The 20376-nt window shown below is 72.5% G+C and carries 17 protein-coding genes and 1 pseudogene; 8 read left to right on the top strand and 10 right to left on the bottom strand.

Annotated features, from left to right (window positions below):
• Positions 1–85 precede the first annotated feature (85 nt).
• Positions 86–1603: a PspC domain-containing protein gene (locus AB0E02_RS16145; RefSeq protein WP_362139523.1), complete on the top strand. Its 1518-nt coding sequence runs from the start codon at positions 86–88 to the stop codon at positions 1601–1603.
• A complete protein-coding gene (locus AB0E02_RS16140; RefSeq protein WP_362139521.1) occupies positions 1600–1851 on the top strand; it encodes a hypothetical protein in 252 nt (83 codons plus the stop codon). The genes AB0E02_RS16145 and AB0E02_RS16140 overlap by 4 nt, the downstream gene beginning before the upstream one ends.
• Positions 1852–1946: 95 nt before the next feature.
• On the opposite strand, the gene AB0E02_RS16135 is transcribed toward AB0E02_RS16140, so the two are convergent.
• From AB0E02_RS16135 to AB0E02_RS16125, 3 genes are all read right to left on the bottom strand, one after another.
• Positions 1947–2492, bottom strand: coding sequence for a TQO small subunit DoxD (locus tag AB0E02_RS16135; protein WP_201806729.1), 546 nt, complete (start codon positions 2490–2492; stop codon positions 1947–1949).
• A 145-nt stretch (positions 2493–2637) separates the two neighbouring features.
• On the bottom strand, positions 2638–2802 hold the full coding sequence (locus AB0E02_RS16130; RefSeq protein ID WP_362139519.1) for a hypothetical protein: 165 nt from the start codon (positions 2800–2802) through the stop codon (positions 2638–2640).
• Positions 2803–2930: 128 nt separating this feature from the next.
• Positions 2931–4208, bottom strand: coding sequence for a hypothetical protein (locus AB0E02_RS16125; RefSeq protein ID WP_362139712.1), 1278 nt, complete (start codon positions 4206–4208; stop codon positions 2931–2933).
• Between the two features lie 588 nt (positions 4209–4796).
• Between AB0E02_RS16125 and AB0E02_RS16120 the strand changes: the two genes are divergently transcribed.
• Both AB0E02_RS16120 and AB0E02_RS16115 read left to right on the top strand, forming a co-directional pair.
• Entirely contained in the window at positions 4797–5546 is a 750-nt protein-coding gene (locus AB0E02_RS16120) for a hypothetical protein (protein WP_362139516.1), read from the top strand.
• Between the two features lie 9 nt (positions 5547–5555).
• Positions 5556–6314, top strand: a complete 759-nt coding sequence (locus AB0E02_RS16115; RefSeq protein WP_362139514.1) for a hypothetical protein — start codon at positions 5556–5558, stop codon at positions 6312–6314.
• A 117-nt stretch (positions 6315–6431) separates the two neighbouring features.
• Here AB0E02_RS16115 and AB0E02_RS16110 read toward each other — a convergent pair.
• Positions 6432–7223: pseudogene (locus tag AB0E02_RS16110) on the bottom strand (class II aldolase/adducin family protein); the annotation flags it as partial.
• 181 nt (positions 7224–7404) lie between these two features.
• Here AB0E02_RS16110 and AB0E02_RS16105 point away from each other — a divergent pair.
• A complete protein-coding gene (locus AB0E02_RS16105; RefSeq protein ID WP_362139512.1) occupies positions 7405–7905 on the top strand; it encodes an SRPBCC family protein in 501 nt (166 codons plus the stop codon).
• Positions 7906–8048: 143 nt separating this feature from the next.
• Here AB0E02_RS16105 and AB0E02_RS16100 read toward each other — a convergent pair whose 3' ends face one another.
• The 3 genes from AB0E02_RS16100 to guaA all read right to left on the bottom strand — a co-directional run bounded on the left by AB0E02_RS16100 (position 8049) and on the right by guaA (position 11377).
• Positions 8049–8948, bottom strand: coding sequence for a 2-hydroxy-3-oxopropionate reductase (locus AB0E02_RS16100; RefSeq protein ID WP_362139509.1), 900 nt, complete (start codon positions 8946–8948; stop codon positions 8049–8051).
• 119 nt (positions 8949–9067) lie between these two features.
• Positions 9068–9670, bottom strand: a complete 603-nt coding sequence (locus AB0E02_RS16095) for a Uma2 family endonuclease (protein ID WP_362139506.1) — start codon at positions 9668–9670, stop codon at positions 9068–9070.
• Between the two features lie 120 nt (positions 9671–9790).
• Positions 9791–11377: a glutamine-hydrolyzing GMP synthase gene (gene guaA / locus AB0E02_RS16090; RefSeq protein ID WP_310722500.1), complete on the bottom strand. Its 1587-nt coding sequence runs from the start codon at positions 11375–11377 to the stop codon at positions 9791–9793.
• Between the two features lie 251 nt (positions 11378–11628).
• Here guaA and AB0E02_RS16085 point away from each other — a divergent pair, with 251 nt between their 5' ends.
• Positions 11629–11985, top strand: coding sequence for a chorismate mutase (locus AB0E02_RS16085; RefSeq protein ID WP_362139504.1), 357 nt, complete (start codon positions 11629–11631; stop codon positions 11983–11985).
• 1096 nt (positions 11986–13081) lie between these two features.
• Positions 13082–14212, top strand: coding sequence for an LAETG motif-containing sortase-dependent surface protein (locus tag AB0E02_RS16080; protein ID WP_362139501.1), 1131 nt, complete (start codon positions 13082–13084; stop codon positions 14210–14212).
• Positions 14213–14271: 59 nt separating this feature from the next.
• Here the strand turns inward: AB0E02_RS16080 and AB0E02_RS16075 are convergent, their stop codons facing one another.
• The 3 genes from AB0E02_RS16075 to AB0E02_RS16065 form a co-directional block, all read right to left on the bottom strand.
• A complete protein-coding gene (locus AB0E02_RS16075; RefSeq protein WP_362139498.1) occupies positions 14272–16098 on the bottom strand; it encodes a GMC family oxidoreductase in 1827 nt (608 codons plus the stop codon).
• 51 nt (positions 16099–16149) lie between these two features.
• Positions 16150–17835, bottom strand: a complete 1686-nt coding sequence (locus tag AB0E02_RS16070) for a succinic semialdehyde dehydrogenase (protein ID WP_362139497.1) — start codon at positions 17833–17835, stop codon at positions 16150–16152.
• Between the two features lie 152 nt (positions 17836–17987).
• The gene (locus AB0E02_RS16065) at positions 17988–19910 is read right to left on the bottom strand and encodes a protein kinase (protein WP_362139495.1); all 1923 of its coding nucleotides are present in this window, start codon (positions 19908–19910) and stop codon (positions 17988–17990) included.
• Between AB0E02_RS16065 and AB0E02_RS16060 the strand changes: the two genes are divergently transcribed.
• A complete protein-coding gene (locus tag AB0E02_RS16060) occupies positions 19909–20265 on the top strand; it encodes a hypothetical protein (protein WP_362139492.1) in 357 nt (118 codons plus the stop codon). The two genes, AB0E02_RS16065 and AB0E02_RS16060, sit on opposite strands and share 2 nt — an antisense overlap.
• Positions 20266–20376 lie beyond the last annotated feature (111 nt).

Here is a 20376-nt window from a genome sequence, read left to right as displayed (position 1 = left end):
CTCGGGGATCCCCGCGACGGATCTCAGGGATCTGCCAGGGTTTTCACGGATGCCGCGGCCGCGTGGATCTTGTCACCATGGGCCCATGAACGAAGCAGCCCCCGTCGCGGAGCCGGCACCGTCCGACCCCGCCGGCCCCACCCCACCGCATCCGCCGCTGCGCCGCAGCCGGCGGCACAAGGTCGTTGCCGGGGTGTGCGGCGGGCTGGGCCGGCAGTGGGACCTCGACCCGGTCATCTTCCGGATCGTGCTGGCCGTGCTCTCCGTCGGCGGCGTGGGCCTGATCCTCTACGGCTTCGCCTGGCTGGCGATCCCCCTCGACGGAGAGGAGGAGAACGAGGGCCGCAGGCTGCTCTCCGGCCGCGTCGAGGGTTCCGCGCTGACCGCACTGCTCTTCGCGCTGGTCGGCTGCGGACTGTTCCTGACCACGCTCGCCAAGGGCAGCATGATGTCGTTCGCCATCATGCTGCTGCTGGCGGTGGGCGGTTCGGCGTACTGGTCGCGGCGGCGCCGGCAGGCGGCGGCCCAGGGCCCGGAGTCGATGGACGCCGCCACGGCCCAGGCGGTCGCCGACGCCCCGCCGGAGACCAAGGCGCCGCCGGTGCCCGCCAGTCCCTCCTGGTGGCGCGACCCGCGCTCGGGCGGCGGCTATCTGTGGGGCCCCGAGACCACCCCGCTCCCCCTGGACCTCACCTACCGCTTCAGCCACGGCGCGGGCGCGGCCACCGCTTCCGGCCAGGGCGCCTGGTCCGGCGCCGGCCGGCCGCCGGGGCCGCACATGCCGGCGGGCGGCGCCCACCCTGCCCGCAGCCCGCGCAGAATCCGGCGCGCCGGCCGCCCGATAGGTGGCTGGACCTTCCTGCTCGCCCTGCTCGGCGGCGCCGGCACCGCCCTCGCCCTCGCCCGGCACCACGCGTTCGTACCGTCCGTCCAGGCGGGCCTGGCCGCCGCGCTGGTCGTCTTCGGCCTGGGGCTGGTCCTCAGCGCCTGGTTCGGGCGGACCGGCGGCGGCACGGTCTTCCTGATGGTGCTGACGGCCCTGACGCTGGCCGGCGTGACCGTGCTGCCGCGCACCTTCACCGCCGACTGGCAGGACCGCAGCTGGGCCCCGACCACCGTCGCCGCCGTGCAGTCGCACTACGCACTCGGCTCCGGCTCGGGCGAGTTGGACCTCGGCGCGTTGTCCCTCACGGGCGGCCGTACGGTCCACACCGGCGCCGAGGTGGGCGCCGGCCGCCTCCAGGTGATCCTGCCGCCGGGCGTCACCACCCGTCTGCACATATCGGTCGGCCTGGGCGACATCCGGCTGCCCGGTGAATCAGCCGAGCACGTGGAGCTGCTGGCGGGCGGTCAGGACAAGACCATCACGCTGCCCGCCGACGGCCTGAAGCCGGGCGAGAAGCCGCACGGGGTGCTCGACCTGGACCTCAGCGTCGGCGCCGGCCAGGTCGACATCCAACGCGCCACCCCGGTTCCCGCCCCCGCCCCGTCGGCGTCCGTCTCGTCGACGCCCGCCCCGCCGGCCGGCCGGCCCACGGCATCCGCCGCCCCGCGACCGGCCGCGGCACCGGCCACCCCGACCCGCGAGGGAGCCCCCCAGTGAAGCGCCACCCCTTCGAACCGGCCCGGTTGATCTCCGGCGTCACCGCCCTCACCCTCGGCGCGGGCTACGGCCTCGACGCCCTCGATGTCTGGGATGCGCCCGGCCCCTGGCTGCTCCTGGCGCTCCCCGCCGGCCTGCTCCTCTCCGGCATCACCGCCGCCGTGTGGGCCACGATCCGCCGCCACCACGCCGACCACGTTGACCGCACCGACCGCACCGAGGAGGCACCCACGACACAGCACCCATAATTCCTTGGGCCCGACGGGCGTCCCGACCAGTGTCCCGACGTGTGTCTCGACGTGTGTCCCGACGTGTGTCCCGACCGGTGTCCCGACCGGTGTCCTTAGCCGAACAGCTGCGCACCGTGTCGTTTGCGGCGGTTGGCGAGGGCCGCGTCGAGGGAGAAACGCGGTGTGCCGGCCAGCACGAGCGGCAGCCAGGCCACCAGGTAGGCGAGGTCGTTGCCGTAGTAGTACGGCGTGGTCGCCCAGCTCACGGTGAGCCACAGCGTCAACGAGATCAGCGCGCCGCCCAACGCCGCGAGCCGGCCCAGCAGTCCGACCAGCGTCCCCAGGCCGACCGCCAGCTCGCCGGCGGCGATGGCGTAGCCGAAGCCCACCGGGCTCTTCTCTGCCAGGTCGACCAGTTGCGGCAGCGCCGCCACGTCATGGACCTGACGCAGCATCTCGCCGAGCGAACCGGACCCGCCGGCCGCCAGGAAGGCCCGGTCGGTCAGCTTGTCGATCCCCGCGTAGAGGAAGGTGACGCCCAGGAAAAGGCGCAGTGGGAGCAGCGCGTGGCGCGCCAGTGGTCCGCGCAGTCCGGCGGCAGGGCCGTCGGTGCCCGAGCCCGCCAAGTCGGCACCGATCGTGCGATTCGCGTGAACCATGACGTCCGCCTCTCCGTTGCCACCGGGAGCGACGATTGTGCCCGCACCCGCGCCTCAGAGGGAGGTACGTACGCACCTGCGCAAGAGGTTCAACGGACCGCTGCACTTCCGGCGACTGCCGCACACAGAATCGACACCCGGGAGCTCAGTCCCCACGTCGATCGGCCGGGAACCCACACCACACCTCTCGGCCTGGGACACCCGTCGATGGGCCGGGGACCCACCTCGATCGGCCATGGACCCACGCCCATCGGCCGGGAGCCCACGTCGATCGGCCAGGGCCACACGTCGATGGGCCCGGAACCCACACCCCACCGATCGGCCAGAGACACACGTCGATGGGCAGGGACCCACACCCATCGGCCGGGAACCCATATCGATCGGCAGAGACCCACGCCCATCGGCCGGGAACCCACGGCAGTCGCCCGCCTCGACCGCTCAGTCCACCACGTCGATCGGAAAGGCCGCCGTCTCGACTCCCGCCGCCGTGATGACCCGGACCTCCACCCGGCCCGGTTCGACGTCGACCGGGACCGGGACCGTGAGCACGCCGTCCGTGGGGTTGGCGAAGCCGCCGGCCACCGGAACCAGCGGCACGGGGACGTGGACGGCGCCGATCCGTACGACGGTGCGGGCCAGTCGGTCGGGCGTGGTCGCTCCCGGGGGAACGAAACCGGCGCCGCGGATCTCGATGTCGTCGCCGGTGCGGACCGGCGCCGCGAGATCACCCAGTTCGCGGGCGCGGACCACCGAGAGGATCACCGGCCGTCCGCCGGTCACCAGCTTCCCGGCGAGGTACGCCACCCCCGAGACGCCGGCCAGGGCCACCAAGCCCCAGGGAAGTCGCGGCAGTTGCTCCGGCTGCCCGGCCAGCCGGACCAGGGCGAACGCCAGCACCGCGGCGTTGACCAGGACGTACTGCACGTCCAGGAAGCTGCCGCGGCCGGCATCGTCCGTCAGCAGATCGGCGCCCCGCGGCCGCTCCGCGGGCACCTTCTGCAGCCACCCGGTCCGTACCCGCACGGCCACCAGCCCGTACGCCAGCACCGCCACCCCGCAGACGAGGCCGAGCAGCCCCAGCGCCGTACCGGAGTGGACGAGTGCCAGGCCCTGGAGCAGGCGGTGCCGCTCGTCGGGGCCGGTCGTGAACGCCAGCCGGACGGCCATGATCAGCACGGCGTACAGCACGACCGCCGCCCAGGCCGCGGCCACCGTCCGCGAGGTGGACAGCCGCCCGTCCTCCCCGATCAGCGGCGCCAGCGCCCCACCGTGCGACCGGTGCAACCAGGCCGCCGCCGTCACCCCCAGCGCCAGCAGGACCGCCGCGAGCAGTGCCGCCGTACGGAACGCCGTCCAGCCGGCACCGATCGCGGTCAGCGCCTCGCCGACCAGCAGGGCCACCACCGCGCCCCAGACCACGAGCAGGGTGCGCCACCGCACGGCGGTCAGCCAGGCGACGCCCTCGGCGGCGCCGCGCCTGGCCAGCTCCTGCGCCGACAGGGTCAGTTCGTCGGACACCCATTGCCGGGCGGCGCCGGCCGAGCGCGCGAGCCCGGCAGGGACGCCGCGCCCGGCGGCGAAGTCCTCGCGCAGCGCGACGAACGCGGCAACCGCCTGCCGGTGGCCCGCCCGGGCGCCGTGCGGGCACCGTCCGCACCGGCACTCGTCACCGTCGGCACGCTCCGCGCCGCCCTCCGGCTCGCCCGTTCCGGCCATGCTGCCCGCCGTATCAACCGACACGTCCGTTACCGTCCCGCCACCGCTGCCATCAACTGGTCCTGTGTAAAGGCGAATTGTGCCTCAATCGGCGACGCCGACAGCAAACGTCCAGCTGGCGCCGGGTGGTAGCGACATCGGTACGTTGACGCGGCCTCGGTACGTTGACGTGACATCCGTACGCCGACGCGGCATCGGTACTTCGGCGCGGCCTCGGTACGTCGGCGCGGCCTCGGTACGTCGCCCCGCCGCCGCGCCCCAGCCCACACCATGCCCCTTTCCTCTCCTCTCCTCTCCCTCCCCTCCCCTCCCCCGGCCCGGCTCCCCCGCCCCGCCCCGCCTCGCCTTCCGCACATCCGCTCGGCGAGCGACCACGGAAAGCCGACACTTCCCCTATTCGGGCGAACCGGGGCACGGTGACGGCTGAGCCGTTCGCCGGCTGCGCAAGCTCTCGCCGTGTGCCAAATACACGAAACTGCACCACCGCACCGACACCACCCACCACGACACGGACCGGACCGCCCGAGGGTCAGGCAGGCGGGTTGCCTGGCGGCCGCGGCCGCCGCGGCCGCCGTCCTGCTGACGGGGATGGTGGCGCTGTTCGCCGCCGCGGCCCCGGTGAGCGCCGGTGAACCGGCCACCGCCGGTGGACGGGTGACCGTCCAGGACCGGCACGAGGGCCGACACGAGGACCGGTACCAGGGCCGGCAGGAGAGCCGGTACCAGGACCGGTACCAGGGCCGGCAGGAGAGCCGGTACCAGGACCGGCACGAGGGCCGGCACGAGAGCCGGTACCAGGGCCGGCACGAGAGCCGGCACGAGGGCGGGTACGGCCGCCCGGCTGCCGGCGACAATTGCGCCTTCGCCGGGACCGCACCGCCCGTGGACGTACCGACCGGCTTCCCCATGCCCCACGGCTGGCACTTCCCCTGCACCAAGACGACGCGCCCACCCGCTCCGTCCCGCCCGCCGGCGCCGCGCCCGCACCACCCCAAGCCCGCCCCGCCGCCACCCGCACCCCGACCGACGCCACCCCCAACACCCCCGCCCCCACCGCCTTCACCGTCACCACCGGCACCGCCGCCCCCTCCGCCCTCACCGGCCTCCCGCACACCCGCCCCTGACCCGCCGCCCTCACCGCGGCCGGAACCCCGCCGCCCCGCCTCGCCCGCGCCCGTGCTGCCCCGCAACTACGCCCGGACGTACCACAAGGCGCACGGCGGGCGCTCGATCGTGACCACGACCCTGCTGATCACCGCCCCGGCCGTGCTGGCCGGCGCCGCCCTCCGTCCCCGTTCGAGCTCCTCGTCCGGTTCCGCCGGGCGCCGTTCCTCGTAGGAGGTCCCCATGTCGCAATGGCTGGTGCTGGGCATCGCCATGGCCGCGGTCTGCGGCGTCGTCCTGATCATCACGGTCCTCAAGGAACGCCGGATCGCCGACGACCACGACCCGACCGAAACACCCGATGTGATCGAGTACCTGACGATGATGGTGGGGGTGGTCTACGCGATCGTGCTGGGCCTGGCCATCGCCGGCGTCTGGGAGGCCCGGAGCGCGGCCGAGGACACCGTACGGACCGAGGCGCAGGCGCTGCACGAGGTCAGCGCGCGGGCCCGGGCCTATCCCGCGCCGGTACGGGACCGGATCCGCTCGGACGTGGAGGCCTATGTCTCCTATGTCGTCCACAAGGAGTGGCCGGTCATGTCCGACCAGGGCCAACTCACCCCGAAGGGAGCGGAGTTGCTGACGAAGGTCCGTGCCGACGTGACCGACTACCACCCGCGCAACGACTTCGAAGGGCAGTCCTACCAGCCGATGGTCGACCAGGTCTCGGTGGCCGACGGGGCCCGCAACGCCCGGGCGGACGCGGCCGATTCGACGCTTCCGGGAGTGGTGTGGTTCGGGCTGATCACCGGCGGTGCGATCTCCGTGGGCATCATGTTCACCCTGCAGATCCGGCGGTCGGGCCGGGAGATGCTGATGGCCGGCCTCTTCAGCGCGCTGATCGCCTTCCTGCTGTTCCTGGTCTGGGACTTCGACTCGCCGTTCAGCCGCGGCATCTCCGCCGGCGCGGACCCGTTCCGGGACCTCTTCCCCCACCTGTGACCGCGCCTTGCACCACGCTTTGTGCCGCGCCCCCAACCCTGCGGCTGACCGTATGGCGCGAGCGCTGCTCGCGGTGTCCCCCGGGCGACGTCCGGGGGACACTCACGCGTCGGGCTCCTAGTCGAAGAGATCCGGCTCGCTCCGCGTGATCTGCTGGTACAGCGGCTGGTAGTTGATCCACGCGACCAGGTCGTTGCCCAGCTGCTCGCGGGTGTGGACGGCGTTGTGGTGGTCGATCAGGACCGGCTTGCCGGCGGCCTTCGCGGTCAGCTGGACCTGGCAGGAGCGTTCCATCGTGATGAACCACCACGCCGCCGCGTCCACCGAGTCGCCGACCGTCAGCAGCCCGTGGTTGCGCAGGATCACCGCCTTGTGCGGCCCGAGGGCGGCCGCGATCCGGCGGCCCTCCTCCTCGTCCACCACGACGCCCGTGTAGTCGTCGAAGAGCGCGTGGTCCTCGTAGAACGCGCAGACGTCCTGGGTGATCGGCTCCAGCAGCTCACCGAGGGCCGACAGTGCCCGCCCGTAGGTGGAGTGGCTGTGGGCGGCCGCGATGACGTCCGGGCGGGCCTGGTGGACCTGCGAATGGATCGCGAACGCCGCCTGGTTGACGTGGTAGCGGCCCTCGACGACCTTGCCCTCGGCGTTCACCAGGATCAGGTCGCTGACGGTGATGAGCTTGAAGGACATCCCGAAGGGGTTCACCCAGAAGCAGTCGGGGAACTCCGGGTCGCGCGCGGTGATGTGCCCGGCGACGCCCTCCTCGAAGCCGAAGCGCCCGAAGAGGCGCAGCGCCGCGACCAGACGCTCCTTGCGGTGGCGTCGCTCGTCCTCGACGGTCTGGTGTGTCGGCGGCATGGCGAACTGCAGCTTTTCGGTGGGTATCGGCGTCGGTTCGGGCATCGCCGTTCTCCTTCTGGCATGTACCTGGCTCGTGCGGCTCGATGCGGAAGCTACCCTCCGCTACCCCAGGTAACCAGCCCCGCGACGTGCCCGAATGGTGCCCACCGGCATGATGGGCGTCCGGACGTGAGGCACCGGGCGGGTGTCGGCGACGGTCGCCGGACGGCGTCGGTGCAGGGGGTGGACGATGACGGCCCACAGGACGCTGTCGGTCAGCAAGGACATCGACGCGGCACCGGAACGGCTCTTCGCCGTCCTCCGGGACCCGGCCCGGCACGCCGCGCTGGACGGCTCCGGAATGCTGCGCGGCCGCCCCGAGGGCCCGTCGCCGCTCGGCCCGGGCGACCGCTTCACCATGGGGATGGCCCAGGGCCCGATCCCGTACCGGTCGGTGAACGTCGTGGTGGAGTACGAGCCGGACCGGCTGATCGCCTGGGAGACCTGGGGCGAGCTGCGCGGCCGCCGGCTCGTCGGCGGCCAGCGCTGGCGCTACGTCCTGACGCCCCTGGACGGCGCCGCGGACGGCCCCGCCGCCACCCGGGTCACACACACCTACGACTGGTCCCACGCCCGCTTCCCCCGCGTCGTGGTCGAACTCCCCGGCTATCCCCGCCGGATGGGCCCGGCCATGACCACAACGCTGGAACGCCTGGCAGCGGCCGTACGGGACGACGACGGAAACGGCTGAGCACCGCCGGCGCCCTTGCGGGACGACGGGAGCAACTGCACCGCCGCCGGCGACCGTACGGGACGACGACGGAAACGGCCGAGCGCCGCCGGCGAACCGTACGGGCGGCGGGCGCCGAGGTCGGGGGCGTTACGGGTTACGCGTCACTCCCCCTGCTCCCGCCCGTAGCCGCTGAGCAGCTCGACGCCGCGGAGCAGCGCGGAGTGGTCCAGGGCGCCGTCGCCGCGGGCCACCGCGGAGGCGATCAGCTGGGCCGCTACGGCACCGGTCGGCAGCGTGGCACCCACGGTGCGGGCGGCGTCGGTGACGATGCCCATGTCCTTGTGGTGCAGCTCCAGCTTGAAGCCGGGGGTGAAGTCGCGGGCGAGGATGCCGTCCTTCTTGCGGGCCAGAACGGTGGAACCGGCCAGGCCGCCGCCCAGGACCTCCAGCGCGGCCCCCAGGTCGACCCCGGACTTCTCCAGGAAGACCACGGCCTCCGCCAGGGCCTGCAGATTGACCGCGACGATCAGCTGGTTGGCGGCCTTGACGGTCTGGCCGGCGCCGTGCGGTCCGCAGTGGACGACGGTCGCGCCGACCGCGTCGAAGACCGGCCGGGCCGCGTCGAAGTCGGCCGGCGCACCGCCCACCATGATCGACAGCACGCCCTCGACGGCGCCCGCCTCACCACCCGAGACGGGGGCGTCCAGCACCCGGATGCCCTTCTCGGCGGCGGCCTTCGCCAGGTCGACGGAGGTCTGCGGGGTGATCGAGGAGTGATCGATGAAGAGGGTCCCCGGACGGGCGTTCTCCAGGATGCCGTCGGGTCCGTAGGCGACGGCTTCGACCTGCGGGGACGCCGGGACCATGGTGATGACGACGTCCGCGTCCCGGACCGCCTCGGCGATCGATCCGGCCTCCTTGCCGCCCGCCGCGACCAGCGCGTCCGCCCGGCCCGGGCTGCGGTTCCAGCCGACGACGGTGTGCCCGGCCTTGGCGAGGTTCACCGCCATGGGGCTGCCCATGATGCCGAGCCCGAGGAAAGCGATCGTGCTGGTACTCATTGCTGCGCCCACTTACTTCCATATAGCGGATTCAGACTGCCGTAATACGAAAGCAATCGTCCGCCGTGGGCCGCATGCCGTCAACCGCTCCCCCCAGCGCTGCTTCTCGGCGCCGCTTCTCAGCGCCGCTTGTTGATCGCCGTGAGATCGATGTCGATCGCGAAGGGGACGGAGACCTTGATCCGGTCGTGGTAGATGCCGGTGGGCGTGTACGCCCCGGTCGCCGGGTCGAGCTCATAGACGTAGACGACCGGGAGGCCGTTGCTCTTCTCCACCCGCCAGAAGTGGGGGACGCCGGCGGCCGCGTACTTGCGGGGTTTGACGTCCCGGTCACGGGCCTCGGAGTCGGGCGAGACGACTTCCACGGCAAGGACGACGTCCTCCGGGCGGTACCACGTCTGGTCTGCGTCGTCCGTGATGCCCTCCTGACGGAAGGCCACGATGTCCGGTTCCGGTTGATTCTTGGCATCCAGCCGCACTGCCATCTCCCGGTCCACGTCCAGGTGGTCCGGGGCTTGAGCCAGGAGTGCGTTGTCCAAGAGGCGCATGGTGCGCGAATGGAACCGGGTCTGTGCACTCACGAAGACGAGACTCCCGTCGATCAGCTCCGTATGCGGAGGAAGGTCCGGAAGCCGGTCGAGGTCGTCCGCGGTCCAGCCGCCCGGGGGCGGGACGGGGTAGTTGTACTGCTCGTCCAGCTCGAACTCGGGTGCGGCGCTCATGATTGCTCCCATACGACGCAGTCTCGCCTGTGCAGTCAGCGTACCGAGGGGGAACGACAACGCCGCCGCCCAAAAGCATGAGCGACGGCGTTGCGTTGACATCAACGGGAGATCAGACGATCACTCCCACTCGATGGTCCCCGGCGGCTTGCTGGTCACGTCCAGGACCACGCGGTTCACGTCCGCGACCTCGTTGGTGATCCGGGTCGAGATGCGGGCCAGCACCTCGTACGGCATCCGGGTCCAGTCGGCCGTCATGGCGTCCTCGGAGGAGACCGGGCGCAGCACGATCGGGTGGCCGTAGGTGCGGCCGTCGCCCTGGACGCCGACGGAGCGGACGTCGGCCAGCAGGACCACCGGGCACTGCCAGATCTCGCGGTCCAGACCGGCCGCGGTCAGCTCCTCGCGGGCGATCGCGTCGGCGTCGCGCAGCAGGTCGAGGCGCTCCTTGGTGACCTCGCCGACGATGCGGATGCCCAGGCCGGGGCCGGGGAACGGCTGGCGGTGGACGATCTCCTCGGGCAGGCCGAGCTCGGTGCCGACCGCCCGGACCTCGTCCTTGAACAGCTGGCGCAGCGGCTCGACGAGCTCGAACTCGATGTCGTCGGGGAGGCCGCCCACGTTGTGGTGCGACTTGATGTTGGCGGTGCCCGTGCCGCCGCCGGACTCGACGATGTCCGGGTAGAGCGTGCCCTGGACGAGGAAGGCGACTTCCTCGCCGTCGGCGCCGGCCTCGGCGACCAGCTCGGCCTGGGCCTGCTCGAAGACGCGGATGAACTCGCGGCCGATGATCTTCCGCTTCTGCTCGGGGTCGCTGACCCCGGCCAGCGCGTCGAGGAAGCGCTCCTCGGCCTCGACGACCTTCAGCTGGACGCCGGTGGCGGCCACGAAGTCCTTCTCGACCTGCTCGGACTCGCCCTTGCGCATCAGGCCGTGGTCGACGTAGACGCAGGTCAGCTGGTCGCCGATGGCCTTCTGGACGAGGGCGGCGGCGACCGCGGAGTCCACGCCGCCGGACAGGCCGCAGATCGCCCGCTTGCTGCCGACCTGCGCGCGGATCGCGGCGACCTGCTCCTCGACGACGCTGTGGGTGGTCCAGCTCGGCTGGAGGCCCGCGCCGCGGTAGAGGAAGTGCTCCAGGACCTGCTGGCCGTGCGTGGAGTGCATGACCTCGGGGTGGTACTGGACGCCGTAGAGCTTGCGCTCGTCGTTCTCGAAGGCGGCGACCGGGACCATGTCCGTGGACGCGGTGACCCGGAAGCCCTCGGGGGCGGCGGAGCAGGCGTCGCCGTGCGACATCCAGACCGACTGCTCGGCGGGGGTGCCCTCGAAGAGGGTGGAGTCGGTGCGGGAGACGGTCAGGGCGGTACGGCCGTACTCACGCGCGCCGGTGTTGTCGACGGTGCCACCGAGGGTGGTGGCCATGAGCTGGAAGCCGTAGCACATGCCGAAGACCGGGACACCGGCCTCGAACAGGGCACGGTCGAGGCTGGGGGCGTCCTCGGCATAGACCGACGACGGCCCGCCGGAGAGGATGATCGCCTTGGGGTTCTTGGCGAGCATTTCGGCCACCGGCATGGTGGACGGCACGATCTCGCTGTAGACCCGGGCCTCACGGACGCGGCGGGCGATGAGCTGGGCGTACTGTGCGCCGAAGTCGACTACGAGGACGACGTCCGGGGCAGCGGCAGGGGGCGCTGATGGCACTTCGGCGGCCTTCCGGCGGTGTGGAGCGGGGTTGGACTTTCGATTCTAACGGGCTCATACTGTGGCCCATGTTCCAGCAGCTGACCTTCGTCTTTACCTATGGCACCGGCCCGTCCGGCTGCCATGGTCGTGCTGCTTGATCCACTGACGAGCAACTTCCCAGGCGCCCCGGGCCGACAAGGTCCGGGGCGCCTGCGTCTGTCCGGATCTCGATCATCGGCTCCGGGGCCTCACCCCCAGGAGATACGGACATGAGCACCTCGACCGCCGGCCCGGCCACCCGTCCCACCACCGGCCGCGCCACCACGACCTCATCCTCACCGTCACCCGCCCCGACGCCCGATACCGGCGCCCATACGCCGGAGGCCGCCGGGCTCATCGCCGACGCCCGACGCCGGATCGACGATCTCGACGGCCGGATCATCGGTCTCGTGCAGGAACGGATGGCCGTCTCGGCCGTCATCCAGCGCGAGCGGATCACCTCCGGCGGGCGCCGGGTGAACCTCTCCCGCGAGATGGAGATCCTCGCCCACTACCGCGACCAGCTGGGCAAGCCGGGCACCGCACTGGCGATGACCCTGCTGGAGCTCTCCCGGGGGCAGATCTGACCCGGCCGGACCGCCTGCGACTGCAGATGCGACCGCCGGTGGCCGGTTTCGTGCGCCGAAGGGGTCGATTCCGGTCGGCGGACGGCCGGTGGGCGGTCGGTTCGGGGCGGTACGTGATCACCGTTGGGCCGGTGTGACGCCGGTTCCGGGCGTTGCGGGCGCAGGCGGGGCGCATGGCAAAGGAGTGTGCGCCCGGCGCAGCTGCCGCATCTGAGTTCGGTTGCCGACTCACCCGTACGGCGCGTGACCGGGCGCCGCGGGGCTTCGTTGTTCCCGGTGCCACGCCAGCCAGGTGCGGCCTGCAGGACTACGCGTAGACGCCGCCCCACGGGCGGAAGACCGGAGCGATGAGACGCCGGCCGCCTTCCGCGGCCCGCGTCGTGGGACCTCGTTCCGGTGCCGTGACCGGTCAGCAGGGGACAGCAGCCCGGTCACAATCCGATGGGGTGGTCGGTCCTGGGGACGCCCGGGACCGACCGCATCCGGTCGAAACGGTTGCGCCAGGTGAGGCGTATCCAGGACGATGCTTGACGAACGACATACCGCGCCTGGTATGGACTTTTGCCGTGCTGCGTGTCCGCGAACCGCGACGACCCGGCATCGGCATCGGTCCGGACCACCGCGCGCACCGCACCATCGAGCACCACGCACCACCCCTGTAAGCCAGCGGCGCTACCCCCCCCCCAGCGCCGCACCTCGGTGCCGGCGCTGCCCTGACGCCGGCACCGAAAGCCAAGGGCCCCGTGGCCGTCCGCACCCCCCTCGCGGACGGCATCCGGGGCCCTTCGCTATGCGGTCGGAAACCCTCTCCAGGGGGGCGCACGCCGGGCGCACGACCATCCTCGGCCGGTCCGTTCCGCCGCTGCCCGCAGGCCCCCTCCGCCCGGCGACTGTGTGACGCCTGTGGACCGGCTGTGCGGCGGCTGTGAGCGATGTGACCGGCGTCACCGTAAGAATTCGGTTCGAGTGGGCAACCTTTTTTGGCCATGGCCGGTCATGTACGTGAAATCGCACGGCCATACCGCGCCCCCCAACGCGACGGCCAGCTATCAACTGGTGCCGACCACGGCACATTGGACCCCGAGAGGTCTTCTCGATGAAGCTTCGCCGTGCCTTGACGGCTGCCGCTGCAACGGCCGTCATAGCCCCTGCCGCCCTGATGGCGGCCCCTGCCGCGTTCGCCACCGGCGCCGACGCCGAGACCACCGCGAGCGCCGAGCCGACGCCGGGCACCCCCGGTCCGGACCAGACCGACGACACCACCACGCAGCCGGAGACGCCGGCGGGCGGTGACGAGACCACCCCGGGCGACGAGACCAAGCCCGGCGAGGAGACCGGTGGCGAGACCGCCACCGGTGGCGAGACCGGGAACGGTGGCGAGACGGGTACCGGCGGCGAGACCGGTACCGCTGGTGAGACCGGCAACGGTGGTGCGGACGGGTCGGGCGGCCCGGGCACCCCGGGTGACGACACCAAGCCCACCAGCGACCCCAAGCCCACCACCTCGGCCAAGCCCACCGCGAAGCCGAGCGGGAAGCCGACCGAGGACACCTGCGCCGAGCAGTCGGACGAGACGGCGATCAGCACCGAGCTGCGCGGTCTGCCGAGCAAGGTCGTGGCCGGTTCCGGCTGGAAGAACTTCACCTTCCGCGCCACCAACACCTCCGACAAGTCGATGAAGTCGGTCGACGCGTACGTCGCGCTGGGCGCCATCAGCACCCACAACTTCGACGACGTCTCCAAGCTGCTGACCGTGCAGTGGTACGACGAGGACTCCCACGCCTGGGAGGCCATCACCGACGAGGACGGCTACTTCGCGTCCGTCGACGGTCTCAAGCCCGGTGAGTACGCCGACGCCAAGCTCCGCCTGAAGGTCGACGCCAAGACCCCGGGCAGCTACGGCTTCGCGTTCACCATCGGCGCGTACCACAACGAGGACGACGTCTGCGGCTTCTCCGACGTCGCGGAGTACGACTTCGACGTCCTGGTCGCCGGCAGCAAGCCGGGCAGCGTCCCGCCGGCCAAGAGCAAGCCGGGCAAGAACCAGCCCAACAAGCCGGCTCCGCAGGGCGACCTGCAGGAGCTCCCGGTCACCGGCAAGCTCGCCGAGACCGGTTCCTCGTCCGCGCTGCCGACCGTCGCCCTCGTGGGCGGGGTCGCGATGGTCGTGGGCGCGGGTGCGCTCTTCGTCGTCCGCCGTCGCAGGACGGACGGCGCGGCCGCGTAACCACGGGTCGTACACCACAGGGCCGTTGGGGAGCTTCTCCCCAACGGCCCTGTGCCGTGCTACGCCAGGGACTTCTTCGGCGGTACCGACGGCACGGCCAGGAACGGCAGCTTCAGCGCGCCGTGGGCCTTCTCCGGGACGGCGGGGTGGAGCGGCTCCACGGGGGACAGCCGCTCGTAGGCCCGCCCCGGGGCGGGCCGCGGGTCCGCTTCACCCTTGTTGGGCCACAGCGACATCGCGCGTTCGGCCTGTGCGGTGATGGTCAGCGACGGATTGACACCCAGGTTCGCGGAGACCGCGGCGCCGTCGACGACGGAGATGCCCGGGTGCCCGTACAGCCGGTGGTACGGGTCGATGACGCCGGTCGCCGCCGAGTCGCCGATCGGGCAGCCGCCGAGGAAGTGGGCGGTGAGCGGGGTGCCCATCAGCTCGCCGACGTTGGAGCCGGCGAAGCCGTTGATCTCCTCGGCGAGCAGGGTCGCCGCCCGCGTGGCCTCCGGGATCTGGTTCGGGTTGGGGGCGCCGTGGCCCTGGCGGGCGGTGAGCAGGCCCTTGCCGAGGCCGCTCGGCTTCCGGTACGTGGTCAGCGAGTTGTCCAGGGACTGCATGACCAGGCCGATGATGGTCCGCTCCGACCACCGCCGGTTGGAGAGGGCGCGCAGGGCGAGCCAGGGGTGGCGGGCCATGTTGGCCAGCCAGCCCCGCACCCGGCCCGCCGGGCGGTACGGCACCTGGAGGATCGTCAGCCCGCCCATCGAGTTGGAGCCCTTGCCGTACCTGACCGGTTCGATGTGGGTGTTCTCGTCGGGGTGGATCGACGAGGTGATCGCGACGCCCTTGGTGAAGTCGGCCTTCTCCGCGCCGTGCCGCTTTCGGTAGCGGCGGTTGTCGGTCTGGGCGCCCACCAGCGCCTCGGAGTTGGTGCGGGTGAGCGCGCCGAGGCGGCCGGAGACGTACGGGAGCAGCCCGCTGTCCTTCATGCGGTGCAGGAGTGTCTGCGTGCCGTAGGTGCCGGCCGCGAGGACGACGCGGCGGGCGGTGAACGTCCTGCCCTCGCCCTTCTTCTTGTCGTCCGTCGGGAGCGTCCGGACGGCGAAGCCGCCCCGGGAGTCCTCGGTGAGCGCGACGACGGACGTCATCGGGTGGATCACCGCACCGGCCTTCTCGGCGAGGTAGAGGTAGTTCTCGTTGAGGGTGTTCTTCGCGCCGTGCCGGCAGCCGGTCATGCACTCGCCGCATTCGGTGCACGCCCTGCGGGCCGGTCCGGCGCCGCCGAAGTACGGGTCCGGCACCTCCTCGCCCGGTTTCGCCCGCGCCGTGCCGTCGGAGTCGTCGCCGTCGCCGAAGAACACCCCGACCGGCGCCATGTGGAAGGACTCCCCGACGCCCATCGCCTCCGCGGTCGCCTTCAGATGGACGTCGGACGGCGTCATCGTCGGGTTGAGCCGCACCCCCAGCATCCGCCGGGCCTGGTCGTAGTACGGCTTCAGCTCCTCCTGCCAGTCGGTGATGTCCTTCCACTGCGGGTCGTCGAAGAACGGCTTCGGCGGGACGTAGAGGGTGTTGGCGTAGTTCAGCGAGCCGCCGCCCACGCCGGCGCCGGCCAGCACCATGACGTTCCCGAGCAGGTGGATGCGCTGGATGCCGTAGAGGCCGAGGGCCGGCGCCCACAGGTAGTTCTTGAGGTCCCAGGAGTTCTTCGGCAGCGTCTCGCGGGTGAAGCGGCGGCCGGCCTCCAGGACGCCGACCCGGTAACCCTTCTCGGTCAGGCGCAGGGCGGAGACCGAGCCCCCGAAGCCGGAGCCGATGACGAGGACGTCGTAGTCGTAGCCGTCGGTCCGGGTGCCGTCCGGGTCCTGGCTCTGGGCAGAGTTCTCCTGGGGCACTGGCTCTCCCTGCTGTTCGGGGCGGAGGGGCGGGGCTGCCGTGGGGGGTCGTTACCTCAGCCGGAACGCCTTCATGGCGCGCAAGCCGGCGGTCATGAACCGGGCGTACTTCTCATCGGTCAGCCCGAAGGCCGGTGCGAGCGGCATCACCCGCTGGTGGGCGACGGTCTGCGCCTCGGTGTACTTGAGGATGCCCTCGGAGCCGTGCCGGCGGCCCAGGCCGGAGTCCCCCATGCCGCCCATCGGCGACTGCACGCTGCCGTAGCCGGCCGCGTACGACTCGTTGACGTTGACCGTGCCCGTGCGCAGCCGGGCGGCGAGGGCCCGGCCGCGTCGGCCGTCCTTGGTCCAGACGCTGGAATTCAGCCCGTACGGCGTGGCGTTGGCGAGCTCCACGGCCTCGTCCTCGTCACGGAAGCGGTAGACGGAGACGACCGGGCCGAAGGTCTCCTCGTCGCAGACGGCCATCGGGGCCTGGACGCCGTCGAGGATGGTCGGTTCGTGGAAGAACGGGCCGATGTCGGGGCGCGCGCGGCCGCCGGCGACCAGCTCGGCGCCCTTGGCGACGGCGTCCTCGACGTGCCGGACGACGGCCTGGAGCTGGCGCTCACCGGCCAGCGAGCCCATGTCGGCGCCGTAGGCGAGGGCGTTGCCGAGCCGCATGGCCTTCGTGCGGGCGGCGAAGCGGGCGAGGAAGTCGTCGGCGACGGATTCGTGGACGTAGAGCCGCTCGATGGAGATGCACAGCTGGCCGGCGGAGGAGAAGCAGCCGCGGACCGCGCCCGCCGCGGCCTTGTCCAGGTCGGCGTCGCGGAGCACCAGCATGGCGTTCTTGCCGCCGAGTTCGAGCGAGACGCCGACCAGGCGGGCGGCGGCGCCCTGGGCGACCTCGCGGCCGGTGCGGGTCGAGCCGGTGAAGGAGACGTAGTCGGCGTGCTTGACGACCTCGGGGCCGACCACCGGGCCCTCGCCGATCACGACCTGCCAGACGTCCTCCGGCAGCCCGGCCTCGATGAGCTGCTCGCGGGCCCACAGCGCGGTCAGCGCGGTCTCGGTGTCGGGCTTCATCACCACGGCGTTGCCCGCGACGAAGGCCGGCAGGGCGTCGCCTATGGAGAGTTCGAAGGGGTAGTTCCAGGGGGCGATCTGGCCGACGACGCCGCGCGGGTGGCGGAGTTCGGTGACCTTGGTGAGGGTCGGGACGACGCCGGTGTGGCGCTTGGGGCCGAGGTAGGCGGGGGCCTTGCGGCCGTAGTGGCGGGCGGCGACGGCGACCGCCTGCACCTCCTCGTGGGCGTGCAGCCGGGCCTTGCCGGTCTCCAGCTGGATCAGGTCGAGCACCTCGGCCTGGCGGCGCAGGACGAGGTCGTGGAAGCGCAGCAGGACCGCGGCGCGCTGCCGGACCGGGACCCTGGCCCAGCGCGCCTGCGCGGCCCGGGCCCGTTCGAAGGCGGTGGCGACGTCCTCGGGGGTGGACTCCGGCAGGTCGGCCAGCTTCTCGCCGGTGAACGGCGTGTGGTTGGCCGTACGGCCACTGCCGAGCACGCCGCGGGTGAGCCGGGCGGCGATCTCGGGGGTGACCACCTCGGCGGCGGTGCGGCTGCCTGCGGGTGCGGGCGCGACCGGATTGCCCTCGGTCGGCGCTGCGGGGGCCTCGGCGGGCGCGGGGGCCTCAGGGGCGTCGGGGGCCTCGGCGGCGGTGGAGGCAGCTGTTCCGGTGTCCTGCGAGTCCGTCATGTCGGCGAGGGTATTCCTCCCCGGACGCTTTGTGTACCCGGCAGTAACGGCTTTTCACCGGCCGCCCACAAACGCGCCAGCGTCCGCTGGCCATAAGGGCTCTGGTCAGGGACGACCGCGGGTCCGGCGGCCCCGGGGCGGATCTTCGGCCGTCACGTCCCGGTCAGCCGGAAGGCGTCGAGGGCGGTGTCGAAGTGACGTTTGGCCTCGGTGCGCGAGCCGACCGGCGAGGAGATCCACACGTCGATCATCCGGCCGTTCTCGTCCCAGCTGAGGTCGTAGGTGTAGCGCGAGCCGCCGTCCGCCGCGCTGCCGTTCCAGACGAACTCCCAGAGTCCCGCCTGGAGTCCGTTGTGGGTGGTCTCGGTGACCTGACCCGACCGGTAACCGCGGTAGTTGGCCGGGCCCTCGGCGTCGGCGGTGCGCATCGCGCCGATCGGCCCCTCCGGCACCCGCTTCTGCAGTTGGACGCCGATCCGGAACCGCCTGCCCTGTGAGGAGTAGTAGACCCGGTCGTGCTCGTAGGAGCGGGTGAAGCCGACCGGTACGGCGAGCGCGAAGCCGACCGGATCCTTCACGAGGCGGTAGCCGTCCGGGACCCCTCCGGTGGCACCCGGGGAGGGCGCGGAGGTGACGGTGCCCGTGGGGCGGGGCGTGCCCGGCCGGGCGTTCTTCGTGGGGCCGGTGTGCGAGGCCTGCTGGGAGTGGCCGGGGCGGCCACCCTGACCGGCGGCCTCGTCGGTGCCGCCCTGCCGCATCAGCAGGGCCGTGATGCCGGCGCCGGCTCCGGCGACCACCACGACGGCGAGCGCGATCAGCAGCGCCGTACGGGTCCGGCCGGTGTGCGGGCGGGCCGCCGCGGCCAGCGCCCGCTCGTCGAGGGCGTCGCGGATCGGCAGTCCCGGGGCCCGCCCGCCGGGCCGCCCGCTGCCGGGACCGCCGGAGGCGTGGCCCAGGGGCGGGGCGGCGGCATAGGGCTCCTCGGTGGGCGGATGGGCCCCGGGCACGGGCTCGCCGGGCAGTGGCGCACCTGGTACCGGCGCACCGGGCGAGCCGCTGACGAGGCGGTCGTGCGGCGGAGTGGGGGAACCGGGGCCGCCCGGCGTCGGGAGGGGCGGGGTGCGGGGAAACGGCGTACCGAGGGCCTGCGCGCCCGGAAACGGCGCCCCGGGGACGGCCGGTGTGCCCTGGCCTGCCGGTGTGCCGGGGACGGCCGGGCCGGCCGGTTCGCGCTCCGGGGCGCGGCCCGAGTGGAGGTAGCCGCGCAGCAGCTGCTCCGTCTCCGTCAGTCCCATCCGGCGGCCCGGGTCGCGCTCCAGCAGGCCGCCGAGCACGGCCTGCAACGGGCGGGCGGGCTCGGGGAGTTCGATCTCGTCGTAGACGACGGCATGCAGCACCCCGCCCAGGGAGTCGCGGCGGAACGGCGACTCCCCGTTGAGCGCGGCGCACAGCAGCACGCCCAGCGACCAGAGGTCGGCCTCGGGGCCGGTCTGCCGGCCGGCCATCCGCTCCGGGGCGGTGTACTCCGGCGAACCGACGAAACCGCCGGCGTCGGTCAGCGTGGTGACACCGGGGACCTGGGCGATGCCGAAGTCCGTGAGCACGACCCGGCCGGTGCCGGACTCCATCAGGACGTTGGCCGGCTTGAGGTCGCGGTGCAGCACTCCACGGGCGTGCGCGGCGCGCAGCGCGCCCAGCAGCGCCACGCCGATCCGGGCCGCCTCGCGCGGCGCGACCGGGCCGCCGCTCTGCAGCCGGTCGGCCAGCGACGGGCCCTCCACGAGCTCCATCACGATCCACGGCCGGCCGTCCTGCTCGACGACGTCATGCACGACGATCACGTTCGGGTGCTTGATCCCGGCGACCGTACGCGCCTCACGCATCGCCCGCTCGCGCTGCACCCGCACCTCGGGTTCGGCGGTCGCCTCGTCCAAGTGCAGTTCTTTGACGGCGACTTGGCGACCCAGTAGTTCGTCGGTGGCCCGCCAGACCGTGCCCATGCCGCCGCGGCCCAGCCGTATACCCAGACGGTACCGACCGCCGATCAGCCGGCCCTCGCCCCCGAAGATCCCCATGCCCCCCTATCTTGCCGCACCGCCCCCCGCCCGGCGGGAGCGGCTCCCCACCGCGGCGACGACATCCGTCCACCCCGCCCCTGACCTGCACCGACCGACCGCGGGGCCGGCCCGCGGGCACCCGCTGCAGAGCCCCCGCATGATCAACTTCCGCTGCGCAGGCAGCCGTTGTACGCATCGCAGCCGTCATCGACACCCTGCCGGTTCCGGCATCACCCACGACGTCCGGAAGCGGGCCGCCGAACTCCCCCGGATCCGCGACCGGGTGTCCTCCGGCGCCTCCCGCGCCATGCGGTCCGCGACCCGCCGGGGCGCCCGGGACTTCGTCGCGGCGACCGCACGACAAGTGCGCTGAACACACCAACCGGCCCGCACGACACACGGGGTGGAACCTCCACCGGCTCTCCCACCGTCCTTGACACAGTGAGGCTGCCGTACGGGAACGGCCGGTACGGCGGCTGCGGCA

The sequence above is a fragment of the Streptomyces sp. NPDC048196 genome (assembly GCF_040652715.1).
GTDB lineage: Bacteria > Actinomycetota > Actinomycetes > Streptomycetales > Streptomycetaceae > Streptomyces > Streptomyces siderophoricus.
Note: the sequence above shows the minus strand (reverse complement) of the source record. Positions and strands in the feature narration are given on the sequence as shown.

What these genes read in the sequence shown, in the direction of transcription:
- AB0E02_RS16145 (WP_362139523.1), top strand. Translation starts at nt 86, where the DNA reads ATGAACGAAGCAGCCCCCGTCGCGGAGCCGGCACCGTCCGACCCCGCC.
- AB0E02_RS16135 (WP_201806729.1), bottom strand. Translation starts at nt 2,492, where the DNA reads ATGGTTCACGCGAATCGCACGATCGGTGCCGACTTGGCGGGCTCGGGC.
- AB0E02_RS16125 (WP_362139712.1), bottom strand. Translation starts at nt 4,208, where the DNA reads ATGGCCGGAACGGGCGAGCCGGAGGGCGGCGCGGAGCGTGCCGACGGT.
- AB0E02_RS16120 (WP_362139516.1), top strand. Translation starts at nt 4,797, where the DNA reads ATGGTGGCGCTGTTCGCCGCCGCGGCCCCGGTGAGCGCCGGTGAACCG.
- AB0E02_RS16115 (WP_362139514.1), top strand. Translation starts at nt 5,556, where the DNA reads ATGTCGCAATGGCTGGTGCTGGGCATCGCCATGGCCGCGGTCTGCGGC.
- AB0E02_RS16105 (WP_362139512.1), top strand. Translation starts at nt 7,405, where the DNA reads ATGACGGCCCACAGGACGCTGTCGGTCAGCAAGGACATCGACGCGGCA.
- AB0E02_RS16100 (WP_362139509.1), bottom strand. Translation starts at nt 8,948, where the DNA reads ATGAGTACCAGCACGATCGCTTTCCTCGGGCTCGGCATCATGGGCAGC.
- AB0E02_RS16095 (WP_362139506.1), bottom strand. Translation starts at nt 9,670, where the DNA reads ATGAGCGCCGCACCCGAGTTCGAGCTGGACGAGCAGTACAACTACCCC.
- AB0E02_RS16085 (WP_362139504.1), top strand. Translation starts at nt 11,629, where the DNA reads ATGAGCACCTCGACCGCCGGCCCGGCCACCCGTCCCACCACCGGCCGC.
- AB0E02_RS16080 (WP_362139501.1), top strand. Translation starts at nt 13,082, where the DNA reads ATGAAGCTTCGCCGTGCCTTGACGGCTGCCGCTGCAACGGCCGTCATA.
- AB0E02_RS16070 (WP_362139497.1), bottom strand. Translation starts at nt 17,835, where the DNA reads ATGACGGACTCGCAGGACACCGGAACAGCTGCCTCCACCGCCGCCGAG.
- AB0E02_RS16060 (WP_362139492.1), top strand. Translation starts at nt 19,909, where the DNA reads ATGCCCCCCTATCTTGCCGCACCGCCCCCCGCCCGGCGGGAGCGGCTC.
- AB0E02_RS16065 (WP_362139495.1), bottom strand. Translation starts at nt 19,910, where the DNA reads ATGGGGATCTTCGGGGGCGAGGGCCGGCTGATCGGCGGTCGGTACCGT.